Source organism: Defluviicoccus vanus (assembly GCF_014672695.1).
In the GTDB taxonomy this organism is placed as follows: domain Bacteria; phylum Pseudomonadota; class Alphaproteobacteria; order Rhodospirillales; family Defluviicoccaceae; genus Defluviicoccus; species Defluviicoccus vanus.
The window spans coordinates 4,037,773-4,059,777 of sequence record NZ_CP053923.1 but is presented as its reverse complement, the minus strand read 5'-3'; the positions used below and the strand labels follow the sequence as shown (position 1 = coordinate 4,059,777).

20 protein-coding genes and 1 pseudogene are annotated in these 22,005 nt (G+C 60.5%); 16 read left to right on the top strand and 5 right to left on the bottom strand.

Annotated features, from left to right (window positions below; genetic code table 11):
* Positions 1-121: 121 nt before the first annotated feature.
* The 3 genes and pseudogenes from HQ394_RS18540 to HQ394_RS18535 all read right to left on the bottom strand — a co-directional run bounded on the left by HQ394_RS18540 (position 122) and on the right by HQ394_RS18535 (position 3,074).
* Positions 122-1,405: a TRAP transporter large permease gene (locus HQ394_RS18540; protein WP_223292138.1), complete on the bottom strand. Its 1,284-nt coding sequence runs from the start codon at positions 1,403-1,405 to the stop codon at positions 122-124.
* Positions 1,406-1,546: 141 nt separating this feature from the next.
* Positions 1,547-1,957, bottom strand: a pseudogene (locus HQ394_RS20285) (TRAP transporter small permease); the annotation flags it as partial.
* Positions 1,958-2,066: 109 nt separating this feature from the next.
* Entirely contained in the window at positions 2,067-3,074 is a 1,008-nt protein-coding gene (locus HQ394_RS18535; RefSeq protein WP_190261426.1) for a TRAP transporter substrate-binding protein, read from the bottom strand.
* Between the two features lie 214 nt (positions 3,075-3,288).
* Here HQ394_RS18535 and HQ394_RS18530 point away from each other — a divergent pair, with 214 nt between their 5' ends.
* From HQ394_RS18530 to HQ394_RS18500, 6 genes are all read left to right on the top strand, one after another.
* Positions 3,289-3,987, top strand: a complete 699-nt coding sequence (locus tag HQ394_RS18530; RefSeq protein WP_190261425.1) for a hypothetical protein — start codon at positions 3,289-3,291, stop codon at positions 3,985-3,987.
* Between the two features lie 475 nt (positions 3,988-4,462).
* Complete coding sequence (nifA, locus tag HQ394_RS18525) at positions 4,463-6,091, top strand: nif-specific transcriptional activator NifA (RefSeq protein ID WP_190261424.1); 1,629 nt, start codon at positions 4,463-4,465, stop codon at positions 6,089-6,091.
* Between the two features lie 161 nt (positions 6,092-6,252).
* Positions 6,253-7,743: a nitrogenase cofactor biosynthesis protein NifB gene (nifB, locus tag HQ394_RS18520; protein ID WP_190261423.1), complete on the top strand. Its 1,491-nt coding sequence runs from the start codon at positions 6,253-6,255 to the stop codon at positions 7,741-7,743.
* A 60-nt stretch (positions 7,744-7,803) separates the two neighbouring features.
* Positions 7,804-7,998 (top strand): 4Fe-4S binding protein, encoded by a 195-nt coding sequence (locus tag HQ394_RS18515; RefSeq protein ID WP_190261422.1) that lies wholly within the window; start codon positions 7,804-7,806, stop codon positions 7,996-7,998.
* A 45-nt stretch (positions 7,999-8,043) separates the two neighbouring features.
* Positions 8,044-8,520, top strand: coding sequence for a putative nitrogen fixation protein NifT (nifT, locus tag HQ394_RS20895; RefSeq protein ID WP_317628968.1), 477 nt, complete (start codon positions 8,044-8,046; stop codon positions 8,518-8,520).
* Positions 8,521-8,653: 133 nt separating this feature from the next.
* Positions 8,654-8,860 (top strand): dodecin, encoded by a 207-nt coding sequence (locus HQ394_RS18500; RefSeq protein ID WP_190261421.1) that lies wholly within the window; start codon positions 8,654-8,656, stop codon positions 8,858-8,860.
* A 95-nt stretch (positions 8,861-8,955) separates the two neighbouring features.
* On the opposite strand, the gene draG is transcribed toward HQ394_RS18500, so the two are convergent.
* Positions 8,956-9,864 (bottom strand): ADP-ribosyl-[dinitrogen reductase] hydrolase, encoded by a 909-nt coding sequence (gene draG, locus HQ394_RS18495; RefSeq protein ID WP_190261420.1) that lies wholly within the window; start codon positions 9,862-9,864, stop codon positions 8,956-8,958.
* A 22-nt stretch (positions 9,865-9,886) separates the two neighbouring features.
* Entirely contained in the window at positions 9,887-10,738 is an 852-nt protein-coding gene (locus HQ394_RS18490) for an NAD(+)--dinitrogen-reductase ADP-D-ribosyltransferase (protein ID WP_190261419.1), read from the bottom strand.
* Between the two features lie 280 nt (positions 10,739-11,018).
* Between HQ394_RS18490 and nifH the strand changes: the two genes are divergently transcribed.
* The 10 genes from nifH to nifW all read left to right on the top strand — a co-directional run bounded on the left by nifH (position 11,019) and on the right by nifW (position 21,994).
* Positions 11,019-11,921, top strand: coding sequence for a nitrogenase iron protein (nifH, locus tag HQ394_RS18485; protein ID WP_190261418.1), 903 nt, complete (start codon positions 11,019-11,021; stop codon positions 11,919-11,921).
* A 40-nt stretch (positions 11,922-11,961) separates the two neighbouring features.
* Positions 11,962-13,443 carry a nitrogenase molybdenum-iron protein alpha chain gene (gene nifD, locus HQ394_RS18480; RefSeq protein ID WP_190261417.1) on the top strand — a complete coding sequence of 494 codons (1,482 nt, stop codon included), beginning with the start codon at positions 11,962-11,964 and terminating at the stop codon, positions 13,441-13,443.
* A gap of 110 nt (positions 13,444-13,553) precedes the next feature.
* On the top strand, positions 13,554-15,092 hold the full coding sequence (nifK, locus tag HQ394_RS18475) for a nitrogenase molybdenum-iron protein subunit beta (protein WP_190261416.1): 1,539 nt from the start codon (positions 13,554-13,556) through the stop codon (positions 15,090-15,092).
* Positions 15,093-15,221: 129 nt separating this feature from the next.
* On the top strand, positions 15,222-17,990 hold the full coding sequence (locus tag HQ394_RS18470; protein WP_190261415.1) for a bifunctional nitrogenase iron-molybdenum cofactor biosynthesis protein NifEN: 2,769 nt from the start codon (positions 15,222-15,224) through the stop codon (positions 17,988-17,990).
* Positions 17,983-18,960, top strand: coding sequence for a NifX-associated nitrogen fixation protein (locus tag HQ394_RS20890; protein WP_456151460.1), 978 nt, complete (start codon positions 17,983-17,985; stop codon positions 18,958-18,960). Before HQ394_RS18470 ends, HQ394_RS20890 begins: the two co-directional genes overlap by 8 nt.
* Before the next feature lie 23 nt (positions 18,961-18,983).
* A complete protein-coding gene (fdxB, locus tag HQ394_RS18460) occupies positions 18,984-19,268 on the top strand; it encodes a ferredoxin III, nif-specific (protein WP_190261414.1) in 285 nt (94 codons plus the stop codon).
* Positions 19,269-19,316: 48 nt separating this feature from the next.
* Complete coding sequence (locus HQ394_RS18455) at positions 19,317-19,910, top strand: nitrogen fixation protein NifQ (RefSeq protein WP_190261413.1); 594 nt, start codon at positions 19,317-19,319, stop codon at positions 19,908-19,910.
* A 148-nt stretch (positions 19,911-20,058) separates the two neighbouring features.
* The gene (locus HQ394_RS18450; protein WP_190261412.1) at positions 20,059-20,382 is read left to right on the top strand and encodes a HesB/IscA family protein; all 324 of its coding nucleotides are present in this window, start codon (positions 20,059-20,061) and stop codon (positions 20,380-20,382) included.
* A complete protein-coding gene (gene nifV, locus HQ394_RS18445; protein WP_190261411.1) occupies positions 20,379-21,551 on the top strand; it encodes a homocitrate synthase in 1,173 nt (390 codons plus the stop codon). Before HQ394_RS18450 ends, nifV begins: the two co-directional genes overlap by 4 nt.
* Complete coding sequence (nifW, locus tag HQ394_RS18440; RefSeq protein ID WP_190261410.1) at positions 21,548-21,994, top strand: nitrogenase-stabilizing/protective protein NifW; 447 nt, start codon at positions 21,548-21,550, stop codon at positions 21,992-21,994. Before nifV ends, nifW begins: the two co-directional genes overlap by 4 nt.
* The last annotated feature ends 11 nt before the right edge of the window (positions 21,995-22,005 follow it).

The following is a 22,005-nucleotide window of genomic DNA, read 5'->3' as shown; positions in this document are numbered from 1 at the left end:
GCCCACTGCAACAGAACGAGGGCCGCCCCGATCGGCAGCGGCCCTCGTATCGCAGTTCAGTCATGTCGCCTTCGAGACGATCAAACAAGTCCCGAAAGAAGGTGCCGTCTGGTTGCTTCGCTTACATGACACCCATCATTCGCGGCAGCCACAAGGACAGCGTCGGCCAGTATGTGACCAGCACCAGGAAGACAAGCATCGTCAGCAGCCATGGCCAGGTCGCAACCGTAAGCTCGGTAATCCCCATCTTGGTGATGCCGCTGGCGACATAGAGGTTCAGGCCCACCGGTGGATGGCACATACCGACCTCCATATTCACCACGATCAGAATACCGAAATGGATCGGGTCAATCCCCATCCGGGTGGCAATCGGGAACAGCAGCGGCGCCATGATCAGGGTGATCGACGATGGCTCCATGACGTTGCCGGCAAGCAGCAGCAGAATATTGACGCCAAGCAGAAAGAGGATGACGCTGAAGTTCTGATCGATCATCCAACTCGCCATCGCCTGGGGAATGTTCTCGTTGGTCATCAAAAAAGAGAACAGGATGGCATTGGCGATGATAAACAGCAGCATCGCGCTCATATTTGCCGAATCGAGCAGGACCTTTGGCACCTGCCGGAGCGTCATGTCCTTATAGATGAAGACAGCTACAATGAAAGCATAGACCGCGCTCATCGCCGCTGCTTCAGTGGGTGTGAAGATTCCAGCGTAGATGCCACCTATAACAATAACGATCAGCAGCAGTCCCCACATGCTCTCACGAAATGTGCTAAGAACGGTGCTGAACGGCGCCCGTGGCATCCGTGGATAGTCGTTCTTCCACGCCCGATACCAAGTGACACCGGCGAGCATGCTGGCAAGAACGATGCCAGGGACGATGCCGGCCATGAACAAGGTGCCGATCGAGGTGTTGGTGGCGACGGCGTACATGACCATGACGATCGACGGCGGAATAAGGATGCCGAGCGCCCCGGAGGTGGTAATCACACCGGCACCGAACCGCTTCGGAAAACCGAACTTCACCATCGCCGGCAGCAGGATCGAACCGATGGCCACCACTGTCGCCGGGCTGGAGCCGGAGACCGCGGCGAAGAGCGCACAGGCCATGACACCGGCGATGCCAAGGCCGCCATGCAGGTGACCGACACAGGCGGTGGCAAAGTTGATCATCCGCCGTGCGACACCGCCGTGGGTGAGAAAGTTGCCGGCAAGGATAAAGAACGGGATCGCCATGATCTCGAACTTCTCGATGCCGGTGAACAGCTTCTGGGCGACGATCTCAACCGGAACGTCGGTAAAAACAAACAGAAACGCAAGGACGGTAAGACCAAGCGAAACGGCAATCGGCATCCCTGTCGCCATCAGGACGATCAGCAGGCCGAAGAGGAATGCGGCGGTCAATCCTTCCCTCCCATGCGAATATTTTTGTCGGCTTCTATGGCCGCGNGCAATCGGTTCATCCGCATCCAGTTCGACGCCCTCGACTTTGCCATGATCAACCCGCTGCAGGTGGCCGGTCTTGAGGAAGATGTACGTCGCCTGCAAGAAGCGAAAACACATCAGCGCCGAACCAACGGGTATGCACAGATAGACGAGCCACATCGGCCATTCGAGATCGGAGGAAACCTGCTCCGTTCCGTGCAGGGCCGACACGAACGTCGCCCCGAACCAGGCAACCAGGCCGGTAAACAAGGCGCCGGCCAGGAGCCCGAAAGCTACGAAGATGCGCCGCCAGTTGGTGTCCATCGCGTTGACGACGACATCGACGCCGACGTGAATACCAGTACGAACACCGTACGCAGCGCCAAACTTCGCCATCCAGATGAACATGAAGATGCACAGTTCCTGCGCCCAGGACATGTTTATCTTCAACAGGAAGTCCTGCAGAATTGGAATGCCGGACCCGTAACGGTGGACAACTGCGGCGAAGATGACCAGCGTCGCCGCAGCCATGAGAAAGGCAATCAGCCATTCCTCAAGGTGATCGAGAATTCGTAGGAGCATTTGCCTCACCGTGCGGCAGGCGCCCGGTCTGCACCAGACGCTTGCCGCCTTGTTATGTCTAGTTCTTGCCTTCGATGATGCTACCCGCCTCCTGACGGATCGCCTGAATCAGCTCCTTGCCGATGCGGCCCTGCATCTCCTCATAGACCGGCTCAAGAGCGACGCACATTGCTTTGCGCTCCTCGACGGTCGGCGTGAAGAAGTCAGTCTTCCCGCTTGCCTTCATTGCCGCAAGTGCGTCGTCGTTATCCTTTTGCGCAATTTCATTGTTGTAGGCGGTTGCTTCGGTCATTGCCTTTGACAGCTGGGTACGAATGCCTTCCGGGAGACCATCCCAGAACTTCTTGTTAACGATGACGGCATAACCGAGGTAGCCGTGCCTGGAGACATTGGCGTATTTTTGCACTTCGAACATTTTCTGCGTATACATGTTCGATGGTGGGTTTTCCGTCCCGTCAACGACACCGGTCTGCAGACCTTGATAGACTTCAGAGAACGGCATCGACTGCGGAATCGCACCGAGCGCACGCATTTGTGCCTCGAGTACCTTTGAGGACTGCACCCGCATCTTCAGACCCTTGAAATCGGCTACGGTCTTGATTGGCGAGTTGGCGCTGAAGATCTTGAAACCGTTATCCCAATAGTCGAGGCCGACGATGCCGCGCGACTCCAGTTTCTTCAACAGTTCTGCACCAATCTTACCGTCGGTGACGCGGTGCAGTCCCGCCCGGTCAGGAAACAGGCACGGCAGGTCAAACGCCTCGAATTCCTTGGCACCGAGCGGACCGAACTTGGCCAGTGATGGCGCCAGCATCTGAACGGAACCAAGCTGAAGCGACTCGAGCTCTTCTTTGTCTTTGTAGAGCTGACTGTTTGGGTAAATTTCGACTTTTACCTTGCCGCCGGTATACTGTTCGGCAAGCTGCTTGAAACGTTCTGCCGCCTGCCCCTTCGGTGTATCCGGAGCAACGACGTGGCTGAACTTGATAACGATCGGCTCCTCAGCCAATGACACACCGCCAAGGAGACAGGCGGCGGCAGAGATAAGGGCTAGAGCTAACCTCATGATAACGAACCTCCCAATTCAGGTTATTCTGAGCGATCGCCTGAGCCTTCCGACCAGTTGCGATCACCAACCATTTCTAATGGTTGTTAAACAATTTCCCTTATGTGTACGTCAAGATAACAATCGAACGCCTGATGAATTGTTTGCGAAAGATATCACACAAATAATCAAATTGTGCGCCGCAACATGATCTGAAGCGGATAAAGTCATTGGCGTGCTGGCTTACATCGGCGCTTTACCCCTTTCCTTGCTCAAATATCACGCCACATCAGAGTGGAGGGCGTATCGAGCCCGGCGAGGCGAGCGGATGTCTTTTTCAAGACCGATGCGCCAGTTGAGGATAGCGTTGAGAATAGTGCCGAGGCTGGCGGTCCTGGTCGTCGGCCTCAACATCTGCATGGCCGGCTGCAGCAATGGAAGCCGCGTTACGCCGGGCTACGTCAATCCCGGTGCGTGGGAGTTCGCCCGCGGCGTCATGGCCAAGGGACCTCTGCTCGTCCGCGTCGCCGGCACACCTTACGCCGCGCCGCGCCAGGTGATTGACGCCCGTATCGAGCACTCCATGCAGCAGGCGTTAACCTGGTACGCCAACCCACGCTTCAGTACCGACCCCGCCAGTGCCGTTGGCGGGTCGTTTTTCGTCAGCCTCATTTTCAACACCGGCTATGTGGGGGCCAGTCAATGCGCGCTGCAGTCTGACGCCGGCGGCACTCCGCAATCGCAGGGTGCGATCCAGCTATCCGCGGCCTTTTGCGATGGCGAGGAGTTGCTCGCCACCGCTGCAGGCTCATTGCCGCAAAGCACCGGCGTCGATGATCCTGCATTTGCACTTTTACTTGGTGAAGTCACCCGTTCGCTTTTTCTATCTCCGCCATTACATCCTTGGCCGCGTGGAATTGGCATCGGCTTGTAGCGTCGGCCGGTGTGCTGCGGTGGCGAAACACCTCAGTCCAAAGGGGTGGTTAAGCCGCTAGCGGCGCAAGCGGTTGCGCACCAATTGGGCAAAAGAACCACAGGCGGTGATACCTTAGTCATTTGCTCGGTTGTAGGGATTGTCGTGGCTGCTGCAAGCGTCAGAAAACATTGACGACTTGCCAGCCTGCAGCGTGGCATTGGTTTTGCTTAAGTTTAAGATAATCGGCGATGCAGACCGGAGCACTGAAGGTGCCGATGACCGCCACGCCGTCGCCCCCTACAGGTTGAAAACGGCAGCATCGCGCCGTTGTGTTCGATCAGTATGGTTGCGTTTGGAGCAATACTGTTGGCGGTCGTTGCGGTGCAGGGCGGAGATAACTCGAATAACGAGATATTTCTGTCGTCGAGCAGGTTGAACAGGGAACGGATGGGACGATGCGATTGTTGGTATTTTCTATCGGTGAGGTTCGGGCATGACCATCGAACGTCCTCGCAATACCGCTGCATTGTCATTGGTAAGTCTCTACGAGATCTCCAAAATTCTGAGTTCATCAACCAATCTTGAAGCTTCTTTGCGCGCCGTTCTCAACTTGATGTCTTCGTACCTCGAAATGCGCCGCGGCGTCGTCGCCATCGTCGATGACGCGGGTGCGATCGAGGTGACTGCCGCCTGTCCCGGTCGCGTCGCCGATCAGAACGGCGGCGCCAACCTGCCGGAGGAGGTTGCACGGCGCATCCTCAATGGCCAGATGCCATTCGTCACCGAAAATATTTCCGAGCATCCCCTGCTCGCCGACTATGTGGGCGCTACCGGCGCGCTTGATGACGAGCGGATATCGTTGATCGGCGTCCCGATCAAAACCTTCGGGCGGCCCTTCGGGGTGCTGGCAGTGGCGCGGGTCTGGAACGATGCCACTGAAATCAGCTTTGGCGACGACGTCCGGCTGTTGACGATGGTTGCGAACCTGATCGCCCAGACGGTGCGTTTGCACCAGCGGGTGGGTGAGCGCGAGGCTATTCGTGCGGTGCCGCGCAACAATCTGAAGCCGGCGGTACAGACGGCACTCAAGGAGATGGGCGTCGACACCGTCATCGGCCACTCGAAGCCGATGCAGTCGGTCTTCGCCCAGGTGCACCTGGTGGCGCCGACCAAGTCGACGGTGATCCTCCGCGGTGAAAGCGGTACCGGCAAGGAACTGATCGCCCACGCGGTGCACGCACTCAGCCCGCGCAAGGACGGCCCCTTCATCAAGGTCAACTGTGCCGCCTTACCGGACACGCTGCTCGAGTCGGAACTGTTCGGGCACGAAAAAGGTTCGTTCACCGGCGCTATTCACGATCGCAAGGGTCGCTTCGAGCTTGCTGACGGCGGCACGCTGTTTCTCGACGAAATCGGCGAAATTTCACAGACCTTTCAGGCAAAGCTGCTGCGCGTGCTGCAGGAGCGCGAGTTCGAACGTGTAGGCGGCAGCCGCACGATCAAGGTTGACGTGCGCATCGTCTGCGCCACCAACCGCAACCTGGAAGACGCCGTCGCCAAGGGTGATTTCCGCGCCGATCTCTATTACCGCATCAACGTCGTACCGGTGTTTATCCCCGCCTTGCGCGAACGCAAGGAGGACATCCCGTCCCTCGCCGAACACTTTCTCAATCAGTTCAACGAGGAGAACGAGCGCCAGATGCGCTTTGCCGGCAGCGCCTTGCAGGTGCTTGCCCGCTGCTCCTTCCCGGGCAACGTGCGCGAACTGGAAAACTGCGTCCAGCGAGTGGCGACGATGACCCGCGGCGAAGTGATCGAGGATCTGGCTCTGCCGTGTCAGACGAGCCAGTGCCACTGTCAGGTCCTGATGCCGCGGCCGGCGTTCCAGATGGCAACGGCACCGACCGAAGCGGAGCAGTTAGCGGATGCGGCCGACGTTGCCGATTGGAACGAGATGGACGATCTCGACAATCTTGATGCCCTGCCGCAGCGCGACCGACTGGTCCGGGTGATGGAAAAGTGTGGCTGGGTGCAGGCGAAGGCTGCCCGCATCCTCGGCCTGACACCGCGTCAGATCGGCTACGCCCTGCGCAAGCACAACATCTCCATCAAGCGACTGTAGGTTTTGCGACAGGATGTCGCGGAGGCAACATCGTCGCGACCGTTGCGACATCTGCCATAATCGTTGTACATCAAGGAACTATGGATTTGGCCCGCTTCTTGCTCAGACTCCCAGGTGCCGGAATTGGCTGGTGCCGCCGTCAGCACAAGGGAGATGCGCGGGTGAGCAGCAGCATCATTTCGCTCAAGGACGCAGTTGCCGGCTCAACGACCGTTGACCGCGCATCGAAGCCTACCAGTACCGGCGGTGGCTGCTCCACAAGTGGTTGCGGCACGCCGTCGGCCGAGGCTGCCATTCCCGCCAGCGTGTTGGCGCGGATCAACGATCATCCCTGCTACAGCGAAGAGGCACACCACAATTTCGCCCGCATCCACGTTGCGGTGGCACCGGCATGCAATATCCAGTGCAATTACTGCAACCGGAAGTATGACTGCGCCAACGAGAGCCGGCCGGGGGTCGTCAGCGAGCGGCTGAGCCCGGAGGACGCCGTACGCAAGGTGCAGGCGGTGGCGGCGAAAATGCCCGAGCTTTCTGTCGTCGGCATTGCCGGCCCCGGCGATGCGCTCGCCGACTACCGTCACACCTTCGCCACCTTCCGCCTGATGCGCGAGGTACTGCCGGATCTGCGTCTCTGCCTCTCCACCAACGGGTTAGCGCTGGTTGACCACGTCGAAACCATCAAGTCGCTCGGGATCGACCACGTAACGATCACGATGAATGCGGTGGATCCGCACGTCTCCGAGGGAATCTACGACTGGGTCTATTTCAACAACCGCCGCCTGCGCGGTCTTGAAGCGGCGACGGTGTTGCTCGACCGGCAGATGGAGGGTCTCGATGCCCTCGCCCGTGCCGACGTCCTGGTCAAGATCAATTCGGTGCTGATCCCCGGCATCAACGACGATCATCTGGCCAAGCTCAACACTGTCGTCCGTCAGCACGGTGCCTTCATCCACAACATCATGCCGCTCATTTCCGATCCGGCGCATGGCACCTACTTCGGCCTCAACGGCCAGCGCGGACCGTCGCCGGAGGAACTGCAGCGCGTCCAAGATCAGGTCAGCGGCGATGCGCGGGTCATGCGCCACTGCCGACAGTGCCGCGCCGATGCCGTGGGCCTGATAGGCGAAGACCGGGGTCAGGAATTTACCATGGCGAAGCTGCCGGAAACCGTCGAGGATACGACGCGCGAACGGGAATCGTACCGCGCCTTGATCGCGCACGAGCAACAGGACAAGACCCGTCAGGCCGGCGACGCTCGCCGCACCATTCGCGCGCTCGAATTGACGGAGGAGACGCTGGTCGCCGTGTGCAGCAAGGGCGGCGGCCGGATCAACGAGCACTTCGGGCATGCCAGCGAGTTCAAGGTCTACGCCGCCGACAGCAATGGCCTGCGTTTCATCGGCCACCGGCGGATCGACCGCTACTGCGGCGGCGGTGAAGGGGACGACAGCAAGCTCGAGACGACGATCGTCGCCCTGGCCGGCATTCGCCACGTTCTCTGTGCGAAGATCGGGAATTGTCCGCGCCAGCAATTAAGCGAAGCCGGGATTACCGTCAGTGATGCCCAGGCCTTCGAGTACATCGAATCGGCGATTGCCGCCCACTTTCACGACTGCTACGCCCAAACGGTTGCAACGGAACGACGCGCGTAGCACCATCGGCGCCCGAGGCGCAGGGCTCCTCACGCGCCAAACGATGAAGGAAGAGAGAGCATGGCCTACGTAATCAACGAGTCCGCCTGCACCGGTTGCGGTTCATGTGAATTCGGCTGCCCGAATGCCGCCATCAAGATGAAGGGCGACATTTTCGTGATCAATCCGAGCAAGTGCAACGAGTGCAAGGGACATTTCGACGAACCACAGTGCGTTGCCGCCTGCCCGGCCGACTGTATCACCCTTGCCGCCTGACCAACGCGGTTCAGATCGCAGACCGCAGCCGCGAGGATACCGAGTATGGAGCCGACCGAGATCGAGATTGCTTCGCCGCCCGAATTCGAGCCAAGCCAGAAGGTGCGGTCACTGACTGCAGTACGCAACGATGGTTCGTATCCTGGTGCCGCCCGTGGCGAGGTACTGGTCGAGGTCGGCGACTTGGGCTACGTGCAGTCGATCGGCGAATTTCTGAACCGCTACTACATTTATGCCGTCGATTTTTTCGAGCGAGGACGTATCGTCGGGATGCGACGTGGCGAGATTGAATCGGCGGAGNAGNTTAGCATGAAAGTGACCGTCGCCCGGCGGGGCGAACAGTACTCCCTCTACATCGCGAAGAAAGATCTGGAGCAGGACATCGTCGCCAGTGAGCGACCGGCACTCTGGGGCGGCTGGGTGGAACTGGCCAATGGCTGGCGGTTTGCGATGCCCGAAAAGGACGCAGACACCCGACTGCCCCTGACCCTCGAAGCGAAGCGTCTGAGCGGCAGCGATTGAGCGAGTGGTGCTCCGGCACCGCTCGTATCCCACGGATCTCCCCTCCTCGGCTTATTGATAACGTTGACGCCTCCCGCCATGTGACAGGAAGTCGCATCGCTGCCTGCGCGGGCGGCGCACCAGGGAATTCAGCATGTCCAATAGCGTCTTTAAAAAAGTGGAACTTGTCGGGACTTCGCCCAGTTCGATTACCGATGCGATTGACAACGCCGTGGCCGCCGGGTCGGCCTCCATTCCCAGCATCAGCTGGTTCGAGGTGCAGGAGATCCGCGGTCACGTGGAAAACGGCAAGGTTACCCAATACCAGGTTGTGGTTAAGGTGGGCGCCCGCCTCGACTGAGACGAAACCGTCAAGCGCAGCATTGGCGGCACTTTCGCCCGCCGCTGCCCCCACGGCTCCGCCGCCCTGCCGCGTTCGCCCCCTTAGTCGACGCGTCAGCGGCGGAGGTGTGCCACCGCCAATAGTCGCGGCACCTGTGCCTTAATTTCCTCCGTCACCTTCGGATCGAGCCGTTTCAGCCAGGCATCGGGCAACGTCGATGCGCCGTAGGTCGCGCCAGCCAGCATCCCGGCCAATGCCCCCGCCGTATCGGCGTCACCGCCCATGTTGACGGTTTCGGTGACGCAGCTGCGGATGGTGTCGGTCAGGAAGTAGTGCTTCAAAACAGTGCACACCGTATCGACGATATAAGCCGAGCAGGGACCGCGAAAGCGATCAAAGCGAAACTGCGTATGCGCAGCGATGAGGATTTTTGCCTCATCCCGGCAGGCGGCGACGCCGCCGCCCATGACCAAGCGCTGCACCATTCGTCCCATCGCCAAGGTGGCCGCGTCGGATAGCGGGTGGTTGTGGGTGATGTGACACTGTTCGAGTGTCCACTGCTCGAACTCCACCGGCCGGCCGATGGTCGCCAGCGCCACTGGCAGGTTGCGCATGCACGCCCCGTTGCCGCCATCCCCGTCGCTGGGCGGCGTCGTCATGCTCCCATCGAGGATGTAACGGCGAACGCCACGGCGGACGGTATTGCCAACATCCACCGGCACCCGCTTCAGCCAGGCTGCAAACTCGTCGCACACCCCCTTCAGATCCCAACCGCCAGCGTGAAGTATCGCCCGACCGACGCACAGCGTCATGTCGGTATCGTCGGTGACCTGTCCCGGATCCAGCTTCAGCCAACCGCCGCCGATCATTCGCGAGTGCACGCCGTATTGGCGGGCAATCTCCGACGGGGTCATGAATTCAACCGTCGCCCCCAGGGCATCGCCGATGGCGAAACCAAGATACGCGCCCAAGGCACGGTCAAGGACGGCGTCGGTCGGCTCGATGGGAGTCGCCGCGCTCATATCATCTGCCCTTCGTCTGCGATCAGTAGTACGACGCGGTTACGAGATAATCGCCGCCAATCACCAACAGTTCGCCCTCACCCTTCAAGGTGTGTCGGGGCAGAAGCGCATTAAAAAACAATATCTTCATCCTTGGCACTTCGGCCTCCAAAATGTGATCGCCAAACCAGCTGGCCATGTCCCGCTCGCTCGTAAATGACACAAGATTGTTCAGACGCAGGACAACCTGTCGGCGGGATCGTCGCTCAACGATCTGATGCTCTTCGAAATCGTTGACGCCGCGGTACAGGCGGAGCAACGGCTGCTCCGGTTGGAATCGGCTAAGCGCCCACTGGGCGAACTCGTACAGCAGATCGAGCTGGCTGAGGATTGCGTTATTGTCGAAGCGGCTACTCATTTTTNNCTCTTCGACATAGCGCGCCCAGGCGGCGGAGTGAAAATCGGTGAGCGGCTGGCGGTGGAAGGTCGGTACGAGGCCGAACCGGCTCTCCACCCAGCCTTTCAGCATGGCGCCCTCGGATGCATTGGAATCGAAGGCCCAGCCGCGCAGCAGGCGCAGGTAGCTGGATCGATATCGACGCTTCACCGGCGGCTCATTCGGAGCATCAGTCCCGTGGAGCGGCTTCCGTTCCTCGGATAATCCGAACATGGTCGCCATGTAGGCGGAGAACAGACCGCTTGCTTCCTCAAGCGAACCGGCGGCATCCAGCAAGCGGAACAAATCGGTGTTCATCTCGCGCACACCGGCAATGTGCACCGATCGATTGCTGCTGTTGTACGCGGCGCTGGCGAACAGGCCAGTTGGAATGCCGATGAGGTTGGTGCCGTCACCCCGCCGCCAGGCCGCTCGAGGCGATTTCGTAGCCTGGTCCATCGGGCCCTCGTCACCCTCCTGCATAATCGTTCTCACTTGCAAGCAAACACCGGACCATCGCCCCCCGGCGCGCGGTCGTTGATGACGAATGCTGTCCCGGTTCGAACAGTTTGTCGGAGATTGTCGCCTTCCGAACACCACGACCTGGATCGCCTCACTTCCATATAACATATTGATATTGCTTTATTTTTCTAGAGTTATGGCGGTTGGCACACACATTGCTTCTTAAGGCCCAAGGGCGCTTAGCCCACGTGTTTCCCGAGCGACAGGAGTTTAGATTATGGCAGCTCTCCGTCAGATCGCCTTTTACGGTAAAGGCGGCATCGGCAAATCCACCACCTCCCAGAACTGCCTCGCGGCGCTGGCGGAGATGGGGCAAAAGATCTTGATCGTCGGCTGCGATCCGAAGGCTGACTCGACTCGTCTGATCCTGAATTCGAAGGCGCAGCAGACCGTACTTCACCTTGCCGCCGAGAAGGGCTCGGTTGAGGACCTCGAACCCGAAGAAGTCATTCGCGAAGGTTTCAAGGGGATCAAGTGCGTCGAATCCGGTGGCCCGGAGCCGGGCGTCGGCTGCGCCGGCCGCGGCGTCATCACCGCCATCAACTTCCTCGAGGAGAACGGCGCTTACGACGACATGGACTACATCTCCTATGACGTTCTGGGCGACGTGGTCTGCGGCGGGTTCGCGATGCCGATCCGCGAGAACAAGGCGCAGGAAATCTATATCGTCATGTCGGGCGAGATGATGGCGCTTTATGCGTGCAACAACATCTCCAAGGGCATTCTCAAGTATGCCACCACCGGCAGTGTCCGCCTGGGTGGCCTGATCTGCAACTCGCGGATGACCGACCGCGAGATTGACCTCTCCGACGCGATGGCGAAGAAACTCGGCACCAAGCTGATCCACTTCGTTCCCCGCGACAACGTGGTGCAGCACGCCGAGCTGCGTCGGCAGACGGTGATCCAGTATCAGCCGGACCACCCGCAGGCAGACGAGTACCGGGTGCTGGCGAAGAAGATCCACGAGAACTCGGGTAAGGGCGTGATCCCGACCCCGGTGGGCATGGATGAGCTGGAAGAGATGCTGATGGACTTCGGCATCATCAAATCCGACGAGCAGATGATCGCCGAGTTGGAGGCGAAAGAGGCTGCTATGAAGCGGGTTGCCGTTAACGCCTAGTCCTGTTGCAGCTAACGGCCCCCAAGCGGAGGAGAGACGGATGACCGTCGTCAAGACAATCGAGTACAAAAACGACAAGGAGTTTCACGAGGCCCTAATCAAGGAAGTGCTGTCCGCTTATCCGGAAAAGACGGGTAAAAAGCGCGCGAAGCACTTATCCGTGACCAATGATGGCGCTTCTGACTGCGGTGTGAAGTCGAACATCAAGTCAATTCCCGGCGTGATGAGTGTCCGTGGCTGTGCCTATGCTGGCGCCAAGGGCGTGGTCTGGGGGCCGGTGAAGGATATGGTCCATATTTCGCATGGACCGGTGGGCTGTGGTCACTATTCATGGTCACAGCGGCGCAACTATTACGTGGGAACGACCGGCGTCGACTCCTTCGGAACCATGCAGTTCACCTCCGATTTCCAAGAGAAGGACATCGTCTTCGGCGGCGACAAGAAGCTGCGGAAGGTGATCGACGAAATCGAAGAACTGTTCCCGCTCAACCGTGGCATTTCGGTGATGTCGGAATGTCCGGTCGGCCTGATCGGTGACGACATCGAGTCGGTGTCACGCGAGAAGGGTGAAGAGATCGGCAAGCCGGTGGTGCCGGTGCGTTGTGAAGGCTTTCGCGGCGTCTCCCAGTCCCTCGGTCACCACATCGCCAACGATGCGGTGCGCGACTGGGTCATGGGCAAGAATGAGCACCCCGAGTTCGAGAGCACGCCCTACGACGTAGTCGTCATCGGTGACTATAACATCGGCGGTGACTGCTGGTCCTCGCGAAAGATCCTCGAGGAGATGGGGCTGCGCGTCATCGCCCAGTGGACCGGTGACTCGACCCTGGCCGAGTTGGAGATCGCCCCGAAAGCCAAGCTCAATCTCATCCACTGCTACCGGTCGATGAACTACATCTCCCGGCACATGGAAGAGAAGTACGGCACGCCCTGGTTCGAGTTCAACTTCTTCGGTCCCTCCCGGATCGAGGCTTCGATCCGGGCGATTGCGGAGTTCTTCGACGACACGATCAAGGAGAAAGCCGAACAAACGATTGCCAAGTATCGGCCGCTGGCCGACGCGGTGATCGCTCGCTACAAGCCGCGCCTCGAAGGCAAGAAGGTCATGCTGTTCGTGGGTGGTTTGCGTCCCCGCCATATGATCAACGCCTACGAAGACCTCGGTATGGAAATCGTCGGCGCTGGTTATGAATTCGCCCACAAGGACGACTATCAGCGGACCATGGACTACGTGAAGGATGGCACGCTGATCTACGACGACGTGACCGGCTACGAGTTGGAGAAGTTCGTCCAGAAGATCCGTCCCGATCTCGTCGGCTCCGGCATCAAGGAGAAGTACTCGACGCAAAAGGCGGGCATCCCATTCCGTCAGATGCACTCTTGGGATTATTCGGGTCCTTACCATGGGTACGACGGCTTTGCCGTGTTCGCCCGCGATATGGACATGGCCGTTAACAGCCCGACCTGGGGTTTGACCAAGGTACCCTGGGCTACGGCTGAAGCCACCCCGACTGAAGCCTAAGACCGGACGCTCCCCTCGCTTTCACAACCGAGCCCACGCCCCTCCCCAACGGGAGGGGCCGCGGTTCGGGAGGGAGGCGGGATTTGGAACGTCATTAGGAGACATTTGAGATGCCGCAGTCTACAGACCAGATCAAAGACCACGTTGCACTATTCAAAGATCCCGAATACCAGGAAATGTTCGCGCGCAAGCGTGAGGACTTCGAGTGTGGCCATTCCGCTGAAAAGATTGCGGAAGTTGCCGAGTGGACGAAGTCCTGGGATTATCGGGAAAAGAACTTGGCGCGGACGGCCGTAACGGTCAATCCTGCCCGCGCCTGCCAGCCGCTCGGTGCCACCTTTTGCGCATCGGGTTTTGCCGGCATGCTGCCGTTCGTGCACGGTTCGCAGGGGTGTGTCGCCTACTTCCGCTCGCACCTCACCCGTCACTTCAAGGAGCCGTCGACCCAAGTCTCCTCGAACATGACCGAGGACGCCGCCGTCTTTGGTGGCCTCGCCAACATGATCGACGGCCTGCAAAATTCCTACACGCTCTACAAGCCGACCGCGATTGCCGTCTCGACCACCTGCATGGCGGAAGTCATCGGCGATGACCTGCAGGCGTTCATCACCACGGCGAAGCAGCAGGGCGCGATCCCTGCGGACTTCCCGGTCCCGTCGGCACACACGCCCTCCTTTACCGGCAGCCATTGCGATGGCTACGACAACATGCTGGAAGGGATCCTTAGCTACTTCTGGGCCGATCTTACGCCGACCCCAAACGAGAAGATCAACGTCATTCCCGGTTTTGACGGCTACTGTGTCGGCAATAACCGTGAACTGAAGCGGATGTTTGGCCTGATGGGGGTCGACGCGACGATCATCAGCGATCCCGCCGACATCTACGACACCCCGGCCGACGGCACCTTCCGCATGTATGCGGAAGGCACGACGATCGAAGAGGCGAAGGACGCGATCAACGCCAAAGCCACGATCAGCATGCAGCAGTACTGCACGCGTAAGACGCTTGGTATGATCAAGAACAAGGGCCAGGCGACGGAAGCCTTCAACTATCCCCTCGGTGTCGCCGCGACCGACGAATTCCTGATGAAGCTGTCCGAGATGACCGGCAAGCCGATCCCGCAGGAACTGGCGATCGAGCGCGGTCGCCTCGTCGATGCGATGACCGACTCGCAGGCCTACCTGCACGGCAAGACGTTCACCGTCTTCGGCGATCCCGACTTCTGCATCGGCATGGTCCGCTTCCTGATGGAAGTGGGTGCGGAGCCGGTGCACGTGGTTGCCAGCAACGGCAACAAGGCCTGGGCAAAGAAGGTGAAGGCAGTTCTCGACTCCTCTCCCTTCGGTGCGCGGGCCCAGGTGTGGCCCGGCAAAGACCTGTGGGCCGTGCGTTCGCTCCTGTTCACCGAGCCCACCGATCTGATAATCGGCAGCTCCTACGGCAAGTATCTGGAGCGCGATACCGGCATCCCTCTGATCCGGCTGTCGTTCCCGATCTTCGATCGTCACCACCATCACCGCTTCCCGACCTGGGGTTATCAGGGCGGTCTGCAGGTGTTGGTGCGCATCCTGGATAAGGTGTTCGACATCCTGGACTCGCAGACAAACGTCGCCGGCGTCAACGATATCAGCTTCGACCTGACTCGCTGACCGGCGGCCGATGGTCGAGGGTCCCTCCTCGCTTTCGCCTCGCTTGCGCCCTCTTCCGCCGGAAGAGGGTGGCAGCGGAGCGGAGGTTCTGCTTTTGCGCCACCACCGACGGTTCGACGGGAGCTGCCGATGCTGACGGACAAACTTGCCAAAGCTTTCGATGAGCCCGGCTGCGCGGTCAACCGCGACAAGACGGATCGCGATCGCCGTGCCGGTTGCTCCGCGAAGACCCTCACTCCCGGCGCTGCCGCCGGCGGCTGTGCCTTCGATGGCGCCAAAATCGCCCTGCAGCCGATTACCGATGCGGCACATCTGGTGCACGGGCCGATCGCCTGTGAAGGCAACAGCTGGGACAGCCGCAACGTCGGCTCCAGCGGCCCAATGCTCTACCGCACCGGCTTCACCACCGACCTGACCGAGTTGGACATCATCCACGGTGGCGAGAAGAAGCTTTACAAGGCGATCAAGGAGATCGTCCGCCGGCATCAGCCGCCGGCGGTGTTCGTCTATGTCACCTGTGTGCCATCGCTGATCGGCGACCACGTGGAAGCGGTGTGCGCCGAAGCAGCGAAGCGCTTGGCCACGCCGGTGATTCCGGTGACGGCACCCGGTTTTGCCGGATCGAAGAATTTCGGTAACAAGCTCGCCGGCGAAGCGCTCCTCGATCATGTGATCGGTACGCGCGAGCCGGAGGACTCCACCCCTTACGACATCAATCTGCTGGGCGAATACAACGTCGCCGGCGAATTTGCCCAGGTCCGACCGCTGCTGGAAAAGCTCGGCATCCGCGTCCTGGCGACGATCACCGGCGACGCCCGCTATCACCAGGTCTGCACCGCGCATCGGGCGCGGGTGAATATGGTGGTCTGCAGTCAGGCGCTGGTGTCGCTGGCGCGGAAGATGGAAAGCCGGTTCGGCATCCCCTACTTCGAAGGCTCCTTCTACGGCGTCGAAGGCACGACCACCTCGCTACGGACGATCGCCGAGATGCTGGTGGCGCGTGGTGCGCCGGCGGAGCTGATCGAGCGGACGCGGACGTGGACCGAGGACGCTGCTGCGGCAACCACTGCCTCGTTGGAGCCCTATCGCGCCCGCCTCAGCGGCAAGCGCGTCCTGCTCTACACCGGGNGGGTTAAATCCTGGGCGATGATCAGTGCCTTGACCGAACTCGGCATGGTGGTGGTCAAGACCTCGGTGCGAAAGTCGACGGTGGAAGACAAGGAGCGGATCAAGGCGCTGATGGGTGACGATGCGCCGATGGTAGACCAGATTCCGCCGCGCGAACTCTTCCGCATGTTGAAAAGCGGCGAGGCCGACATCCTGATGTCCGGCGGCCGCACCCAGTTTGTCGCCTTAAAGACACGAACCCCTTGGCTCGACATCAACCAGGAGCGGCACCACGGCTATGCCGGCTACGAAGGCACGGTGCGCTTTGCCCGGTTGGTGGACAGCGAACTGGCGAACCCGGTCTGGTCGCACACCCGGCGGCCGGCACCTTGGGACGCGGCCCCGGCGGAGNCAGTTGGCATGAACAGCATTCTCAACCCGGCGCGCGCTGCCAGCACCAATCCGCTCAAGGTCAGTCCCGCCTTGGGCGCCGCCCTTGCCTTTCTCGGCATCGATCGCTGCATTCCGCTGTTTCACGGCAGCCAGGGCTGCACCGCTTTCGCCCTGGTGTTGATGGTGCGCCACTTTCGCGAAGCGATCCCGCTGCAGACCACGGCGATGAACGAGCTCTCGACCATTCTCGGTGGCGCCGATCATGTGGAGGAAGCGATCATCAACCTCCGCTCGCGGGCACAGCCGCGGGTGATCGGCTTGTGTTCCACCGCCCTGACGGAGACCCGCGGCGAGGATATGGCCGGTGACCTGAAACAGATTACCCGCAATCACCCGGAGTGGTCGGACCTCGACATCGTCTATGCGTCGACGCCGGACTATATGGGCGGCTTGCAGGAAGGCTGGAGTTCCGCGGTCAAGGCGACTATCGAATCGCTCGTTCCAGCCGCCACCGGCCAGAAAACCCTTCGCCAGGTCAATCTTCTCCCCGGCAGTCACCTGACGCCCGCCGACGTGGAGGAACTCCGCGATCTCATCGAAGGCTTCGGCCTGCAAACGGTTGTCCTGCCGGATCTGTCGCGTTCGCTGGATGGTTGGGTGCCAGACACCCACGTGCCCACCTCGCTTGGTGGCACCACGGTCGCGGAAATCCGCAGCCTTGGTCAGTCGGTGATGACGTTTGCCGTCGGCGAGCAGATGCGCCCTGCAGCGGCCGCGCTCACCGCCCGCGCCGGAGTACCCTACCGAGTGTTCCCGTCGATGACCGGACTTGATGCCGTCGACGCCATGGTGGAAACATTGATCGAGATCAGCGGCAGCGGTCCCAGCGACCGGGTCAAGCGTGAGCGGAGCCGGCTGGTGGATGCCATGCTCGACGCGCATTTCCCCTTTGGCGAAGCAAAGATCGCCATCGCCGCCGAGCCCGATCTGCTGCTCGCTCTCGCCCGCCTCGTCACCAGCCTGGGGGCAAAGGTCACCACCGCAGTGACGACGGTTTCGTCCGAACTGTTGGGCGATATCCCCGCCGACACCGTCTGCATCGGTGATTTGGGCGATCTCGAGGATGCCGCGGCCGGCACCGATCTCATCCTGACCAATGCGCACGGGGCAGCCCCGGCGCAACGCCTTGGCCTGCCGCTGTATCGAGTCGGCTTCCCGATTTTCGATCGCCTCGGCGCGGCACATGCACTGTCGGTGGGCTATCGCGGCACCCGTCGCCTCATTTTCGATCTTGGCAACCTGCTGCTCGACCACAGCGGCGAACACGAGGCCGCCCACGACAGTGCTCCCGCAACCCGTCATGTGGAACCACCAGAACGGATGGTGAGCCATGCGTAGACTAAGAGTGGTTGAAGCCAGCCCGATGCCTAAGTCGGCTGCCTCGGCCGAAGGAGGAGTTATGAAGGTCGCGTTCGCGACACAAGACCTGCACATGCTTGATGCTCATTTTGCCGGTGCGCGCAACTTCGCCGTCTACGAGATTGCCCCAGACGGCTACCGGTTTGTTGAGGCGGTGCGCTTCGATGCAGGCAGCAAGCAGGATGGAAACCATGCCGAGGATGGCCACGATCGGCTGGAGGCGCGGATTTCGGCCATCGACGACTGCTCACTGCTGTTCGTAGCCGCCATCGGCGGACCGGCAGCGGCACGCGTCGTGGCGCACCGCATTCATCCAGTCAAGGTCCCGCGGCCGGAGCCGATCGCCGACATTCTTGAGCGACTGAAGACAATGCTGAACGGCTCGCCGCCACCGTGGTTACGCAAGGCCTTGCGCAAGCACGATGATCAGGTTCCTTCGTTTGTTGATGATGAGGAGGACGAGGAANTGAGTGACGAACCGGCAGCAACGCCACCTGCGCCTGAAGGCGTCGATCCGCTCAAGCTGCCGTTTATCGTCACCCTCGTTCGGCAAATGCGTGCGCACGATGCGCATGGTGTGTGGGCGAAGAAAAGCGATGCCGATGTGTTGGAGCCGTACATCCTCAGCCGCGAGCAGCGGCGGAAGATTCCGGTCATCGCCGATCCCGACCGGCGCGCCATCTGGCGGGTGGAGCAGTTCTATAATGCCGTCGGCCTGAGCGTGGAACAGGCAACCGGCATCATTGCCTCACCGATCCTCAAGCTGTCGCACGAAGGCTACGGCCGGCTGGTGATGCTCGCCGGGCGACTGGTCGTTGTCAGCCGCAACCTGCGCGACATTCACCGTTTCGGTTTCGACACTCTTACCGACCTCGCCACCGAGGGCAACCGCTTGGTGGCCGAAGCCACGTCGATGATCAACGCCTACCCCGAAATCGCCAAACTTTGAGATTATGTACCAGGGAGGATAGAATGAGTGATGGTCCCTTTTTAACTCGTGACGGCACGCCGTGGACGCCGCTCTACCTGGATTCCATCGATCCGGAAATCTGCATCGGTTGTGGCCGCTGCTTCAAGGTGTGCGGCCAGAACGTCATGGCGCTGAAGGCGATCAATGAAGACGGCGAAATCGTCGATCCCGAAGAAGAAGAGTCGGAGCGGATGATCACCGTCGTCGAAAACAGCGGCAACTGCGTTGGCTGCCGCGCGTGCATGCGCGTTTGTACGACCAAGGCGCAGCACTTCGTCGCCGCCTGAGCGCGCATTGACCCCCCTGTCCTGACCGCGGTCGATGCCTATGGGCTGTTGAACGGCGGCGGCCGGGACGAGCGGGAAGGCGCCGCCGACGATGGCGATATATTTGATCGCCATGTGTTTGCGTGTGTGCTGGCGATCGCCCTGAGCGAGACGGAGCGGCCCCTTACCGATGCCAGCGGCCTGGGCCGCGATGCACTGCAGCGTCTTTTTGGACGCTATTTTCCGCATGCCCAGGCTCTTCTCACCTCCCTTCCCGCCGAGGCGGCAGCGGTGGCAGATGCCGTCGAAGAGCCGGATTTGCATCAGTTGCTGCTCGACAACCGGACTTGCGATGAGGAGTGTTCGGCTTGGTTGGCAGCGATGGTTGCGCGCCGATCGCTCGGCGCCAATCATCTGTGGCAAGACCTCGGGCTGACCAATCGCGGCGAGCTGAGCCGCCTCCTCGTCCGCCACTTTGCACCCTTGGCCCTGCGTAACACCAAAGATATGAAGTGGAAGAAGTTTTTTTATCGTGAGCTCTGCCAGTTCGATGGCGTCCTCGTCTGCAAGGCGCCGAACTGCGAGGTTTGCACCGACGTGGGTATCTGCTTCGCCGAAGAAACCGGAGAGCCGCTGCTACCGTTGCGTCGACCCATGTCATAAAGCCGACAACGCGTTCATCTGTCCCATATCCGACAACCCGCACAAACAAAAAACACCCACAGATCAGTATGTTAGATGTTGGTACGGACGTTGCATTGATTTCCTTGGCAGCGTCGCATGTGCAGGCGACGGCAAGAGGAGCGATAGCATGGTGGCACTCACCGACAACGCGAAAGAGGTTCTTCGGCGCCTCATCGCTAACTCGAATGGCCAAGCGACCGGCCTCAGAATCAGCGTCCAGGAGGGCGGCTGTGCCGGCCTTAAGTACATCCTCGGCCTGGACGCCAATGCTCGCAAGGTCGACCAGGTGTACGAATTCGACGGCGTGCAGGTTTTCATTGATCCTTTCAGCCTGCCAATGATTGACGGCATGCACATCGATTACGTCGAGAGTGTTGAAGCCGCCGGCTTCGTCTTCAACAACCCCAATATCGGCAACCGCTGCGCCTGTGGGAAATCGTTTACTCCATGACCGATGCGCTAGAGCATGAGAACACGGCTGCCGCACCGGGGCCGGTGATCAACGACACCACGCTGCGTGATGGAGAGCAGACCGCTGGTGTTGCTTTCACCCACGAAGAGAAGATCGCCATCGCCAGCGCCCTCAGCGATGCCGGCGTCGGCGAGATGGAAGTCGGCATTCCTGCGATGGGCGCGGACGAACAGGCGGGTATTCGCCGCATCGTCGCCCTCAAGCTGCCGGCCACTGCCATCGGCTGGTGCCGGGCGACACGCATCGACATCGATGCGGCGGTTGCCTGCGGTCTGGCGATGATCAATCTGTCGATCCCGGTCTCCGAACAGCAGATCCGTCGCAAGCTCGATCGGGATTCGGCGTGGGTGCTGCAGCAGTTGGCCACCCTTATTGCCTATGCGCGCGATCGCGGCCTTGCCGTAGCCGTCGGTGGCGAAGACTCTTCCCGTGCCGATCCGGATTTCCTCCTTCGTGTCATCGAAGTCGCCGAACGGACCGGCGCCAGACGCTTCCGTTTCGCCGACACGCTCGGTGTCCTCGATCCTTTCCTCACCTACGACCTGTTCCGCCGCCTGCGCGCCGCCACCGATCTGGAGTTGGAGATCCACGCCCACGACGATCTGGGCCTCGCCACCGCCGTTTCCCTCGCCGCCGTACGCGGCGGCGCCAGTCATGTGAGCACCACCGTCAACGGTCTCGGCGAGCGGGCCGGCAATGCGCCGCTGGAGGAGATCGTCGCCGCCGTCGCCTTTCTCTACCACCGCGAAACCGGCGTCGACCGGCGGCGGTTGCCGCAGATCTCCGCACTGGTGGCCAATGCCTCGCAGCGCCCCGTTCCCGCGGGCAAGAGCATTGTCGGTGGCGCCGTCTTTACCCATGAGGCCGGTATCCACGTACACGGTCTGCTGCGTGATCGCCTCAACTACCAGTCCCTCGACCCGGATGACTTCGGGCGGGAACATCAGGTGGTGCTCGGCAAACATTCAGGGGCAGCTGCCATCCAGCACGTTTATACCCAAATGGGGCTACCCATCGATCGTCATCGCGCCGATGTCATTCTCGAATGGGTACGTCGGTTCGCAACAAGCAACAAGACGGCACCGTCGCCGACGATGCTCCGCCACTTCTACGAGCGGACCCGTCAACACCAGGAGGTCGCGGCATGATTTCTCTTCCCTCCGAACTCCAGTCTTTGGAAACGGCGGAAGATTTCCTCGATCACTTCAAGATCGACTATGACACCGCAGTGGTTAACCGGCTGCGCCTGCACATCCTGCAGCGCTTCCATGACTATCTGATCAAGGCAGAGGAAGAGCCGGCCGATGACGCAGCCCGCGATGCCCTGCTGCACGACTATCTGCTTCGCGCCTACGAGGACTTTCTCAGCTCCGGTCCACTGACCGAGAGGGTGTTCAAGGTGTTGCGCGACGCGGAGAAATCCTGCGAAGAAAAAGAGTCGACAAGCGTATTCGTGCCCCTCGATCAGATCGGCGGCGTGTTCCCCGGGAATAACTTGCCGTTTCAGGGGGATCTTCGCCATCCCCTTTGGGGGCACTCAGACCAAAATGGCTATTTCGTCGCGACCGTAATCCGCCTAGGGTTTCGATAGGGACGGCTAGC

Bases quoted from the DNA above. Each gene is read 5' to 3' on its own strand.
- HQ394_RS18450 (WP_190261412.1), top strand. From the start codon at position 20,059: ATGGTGGCACTCACCGACAACGCGAAAGAGGTTCTTCGGCGCCTCATC.
- HQ394_RS18500 (WP_190261421.1), top strand. From the start codon at position 8,654: ATGTCCAATAGCGTCTTTAAAAAAGTGGAACTTGTCGGGACTTCGCCC.
- nifH (WP_190261418.1), top strand. From the start codon at position 11,019: ATGGCAGCTCTCCGTCAGATCGCCTTTTACGGTAAAGGCGGCATCGGC.
- HQ394_RS18535 (WP_190261426.1), bottom strand. From the start codon at position 3,074: ATGAGGTTAGCTCTAGCCCTTATCTCTGCCGCCGCCTGTCTCCTTGGC.
- fdxB (WP_190261414.1), top strand. From the start codon at position 18,984: ATGAGTGATGGTCCCTTTTTAACTCGTGACGGCACGCCGTGGACGCCG.
- nifV (WP_190261411.1), top strand. From the start codon at position 20,379: ATGACCGATGCGCTAGAGCATGAGAACACGGCTGCCGCACCGGGGCCG.
- draG (WP_190261420.1), bottom strand. From the start codon at position 9,864: ATGAGCGCGGCGACTCCCATCGAGCCGACCGACGCCGTCCTTGACCGT.
- nifA (WP_190261424.1), top strand. From the start codon at position 4,463: ATGACCATCGAACGTCCTCGCAATACCGCTGCATTGTCATTGGTAAGT.
- HQ394_RS18515 (WP_190261422.1), top strand. From the start codon at position 7,804: ATGGCCTACGTAATCAACGAGTCCGCCTGCACCGGTTGCGGTTCATGT.
- nifK (WP_190261416.1), top strand. From the start codon at position 13,554: ATGCCGCAGTCTACAGACCAGATCAAAGACCACGTTGCACTATTCAAA.
- nifW (WP_190261410.1), top strand. From the start codon at position 21,548: ATGATTTCTCTTCCCTCCGAACTCCAGTCTTTGGAAACGGCGGAAGAT.
- nifD (WP_190261417.1), top strand. From the start codon at position 11,962: ATGACCGTCGTCAAGACAATCGAGTACAAAAACGACAAGGAGTTTCAC.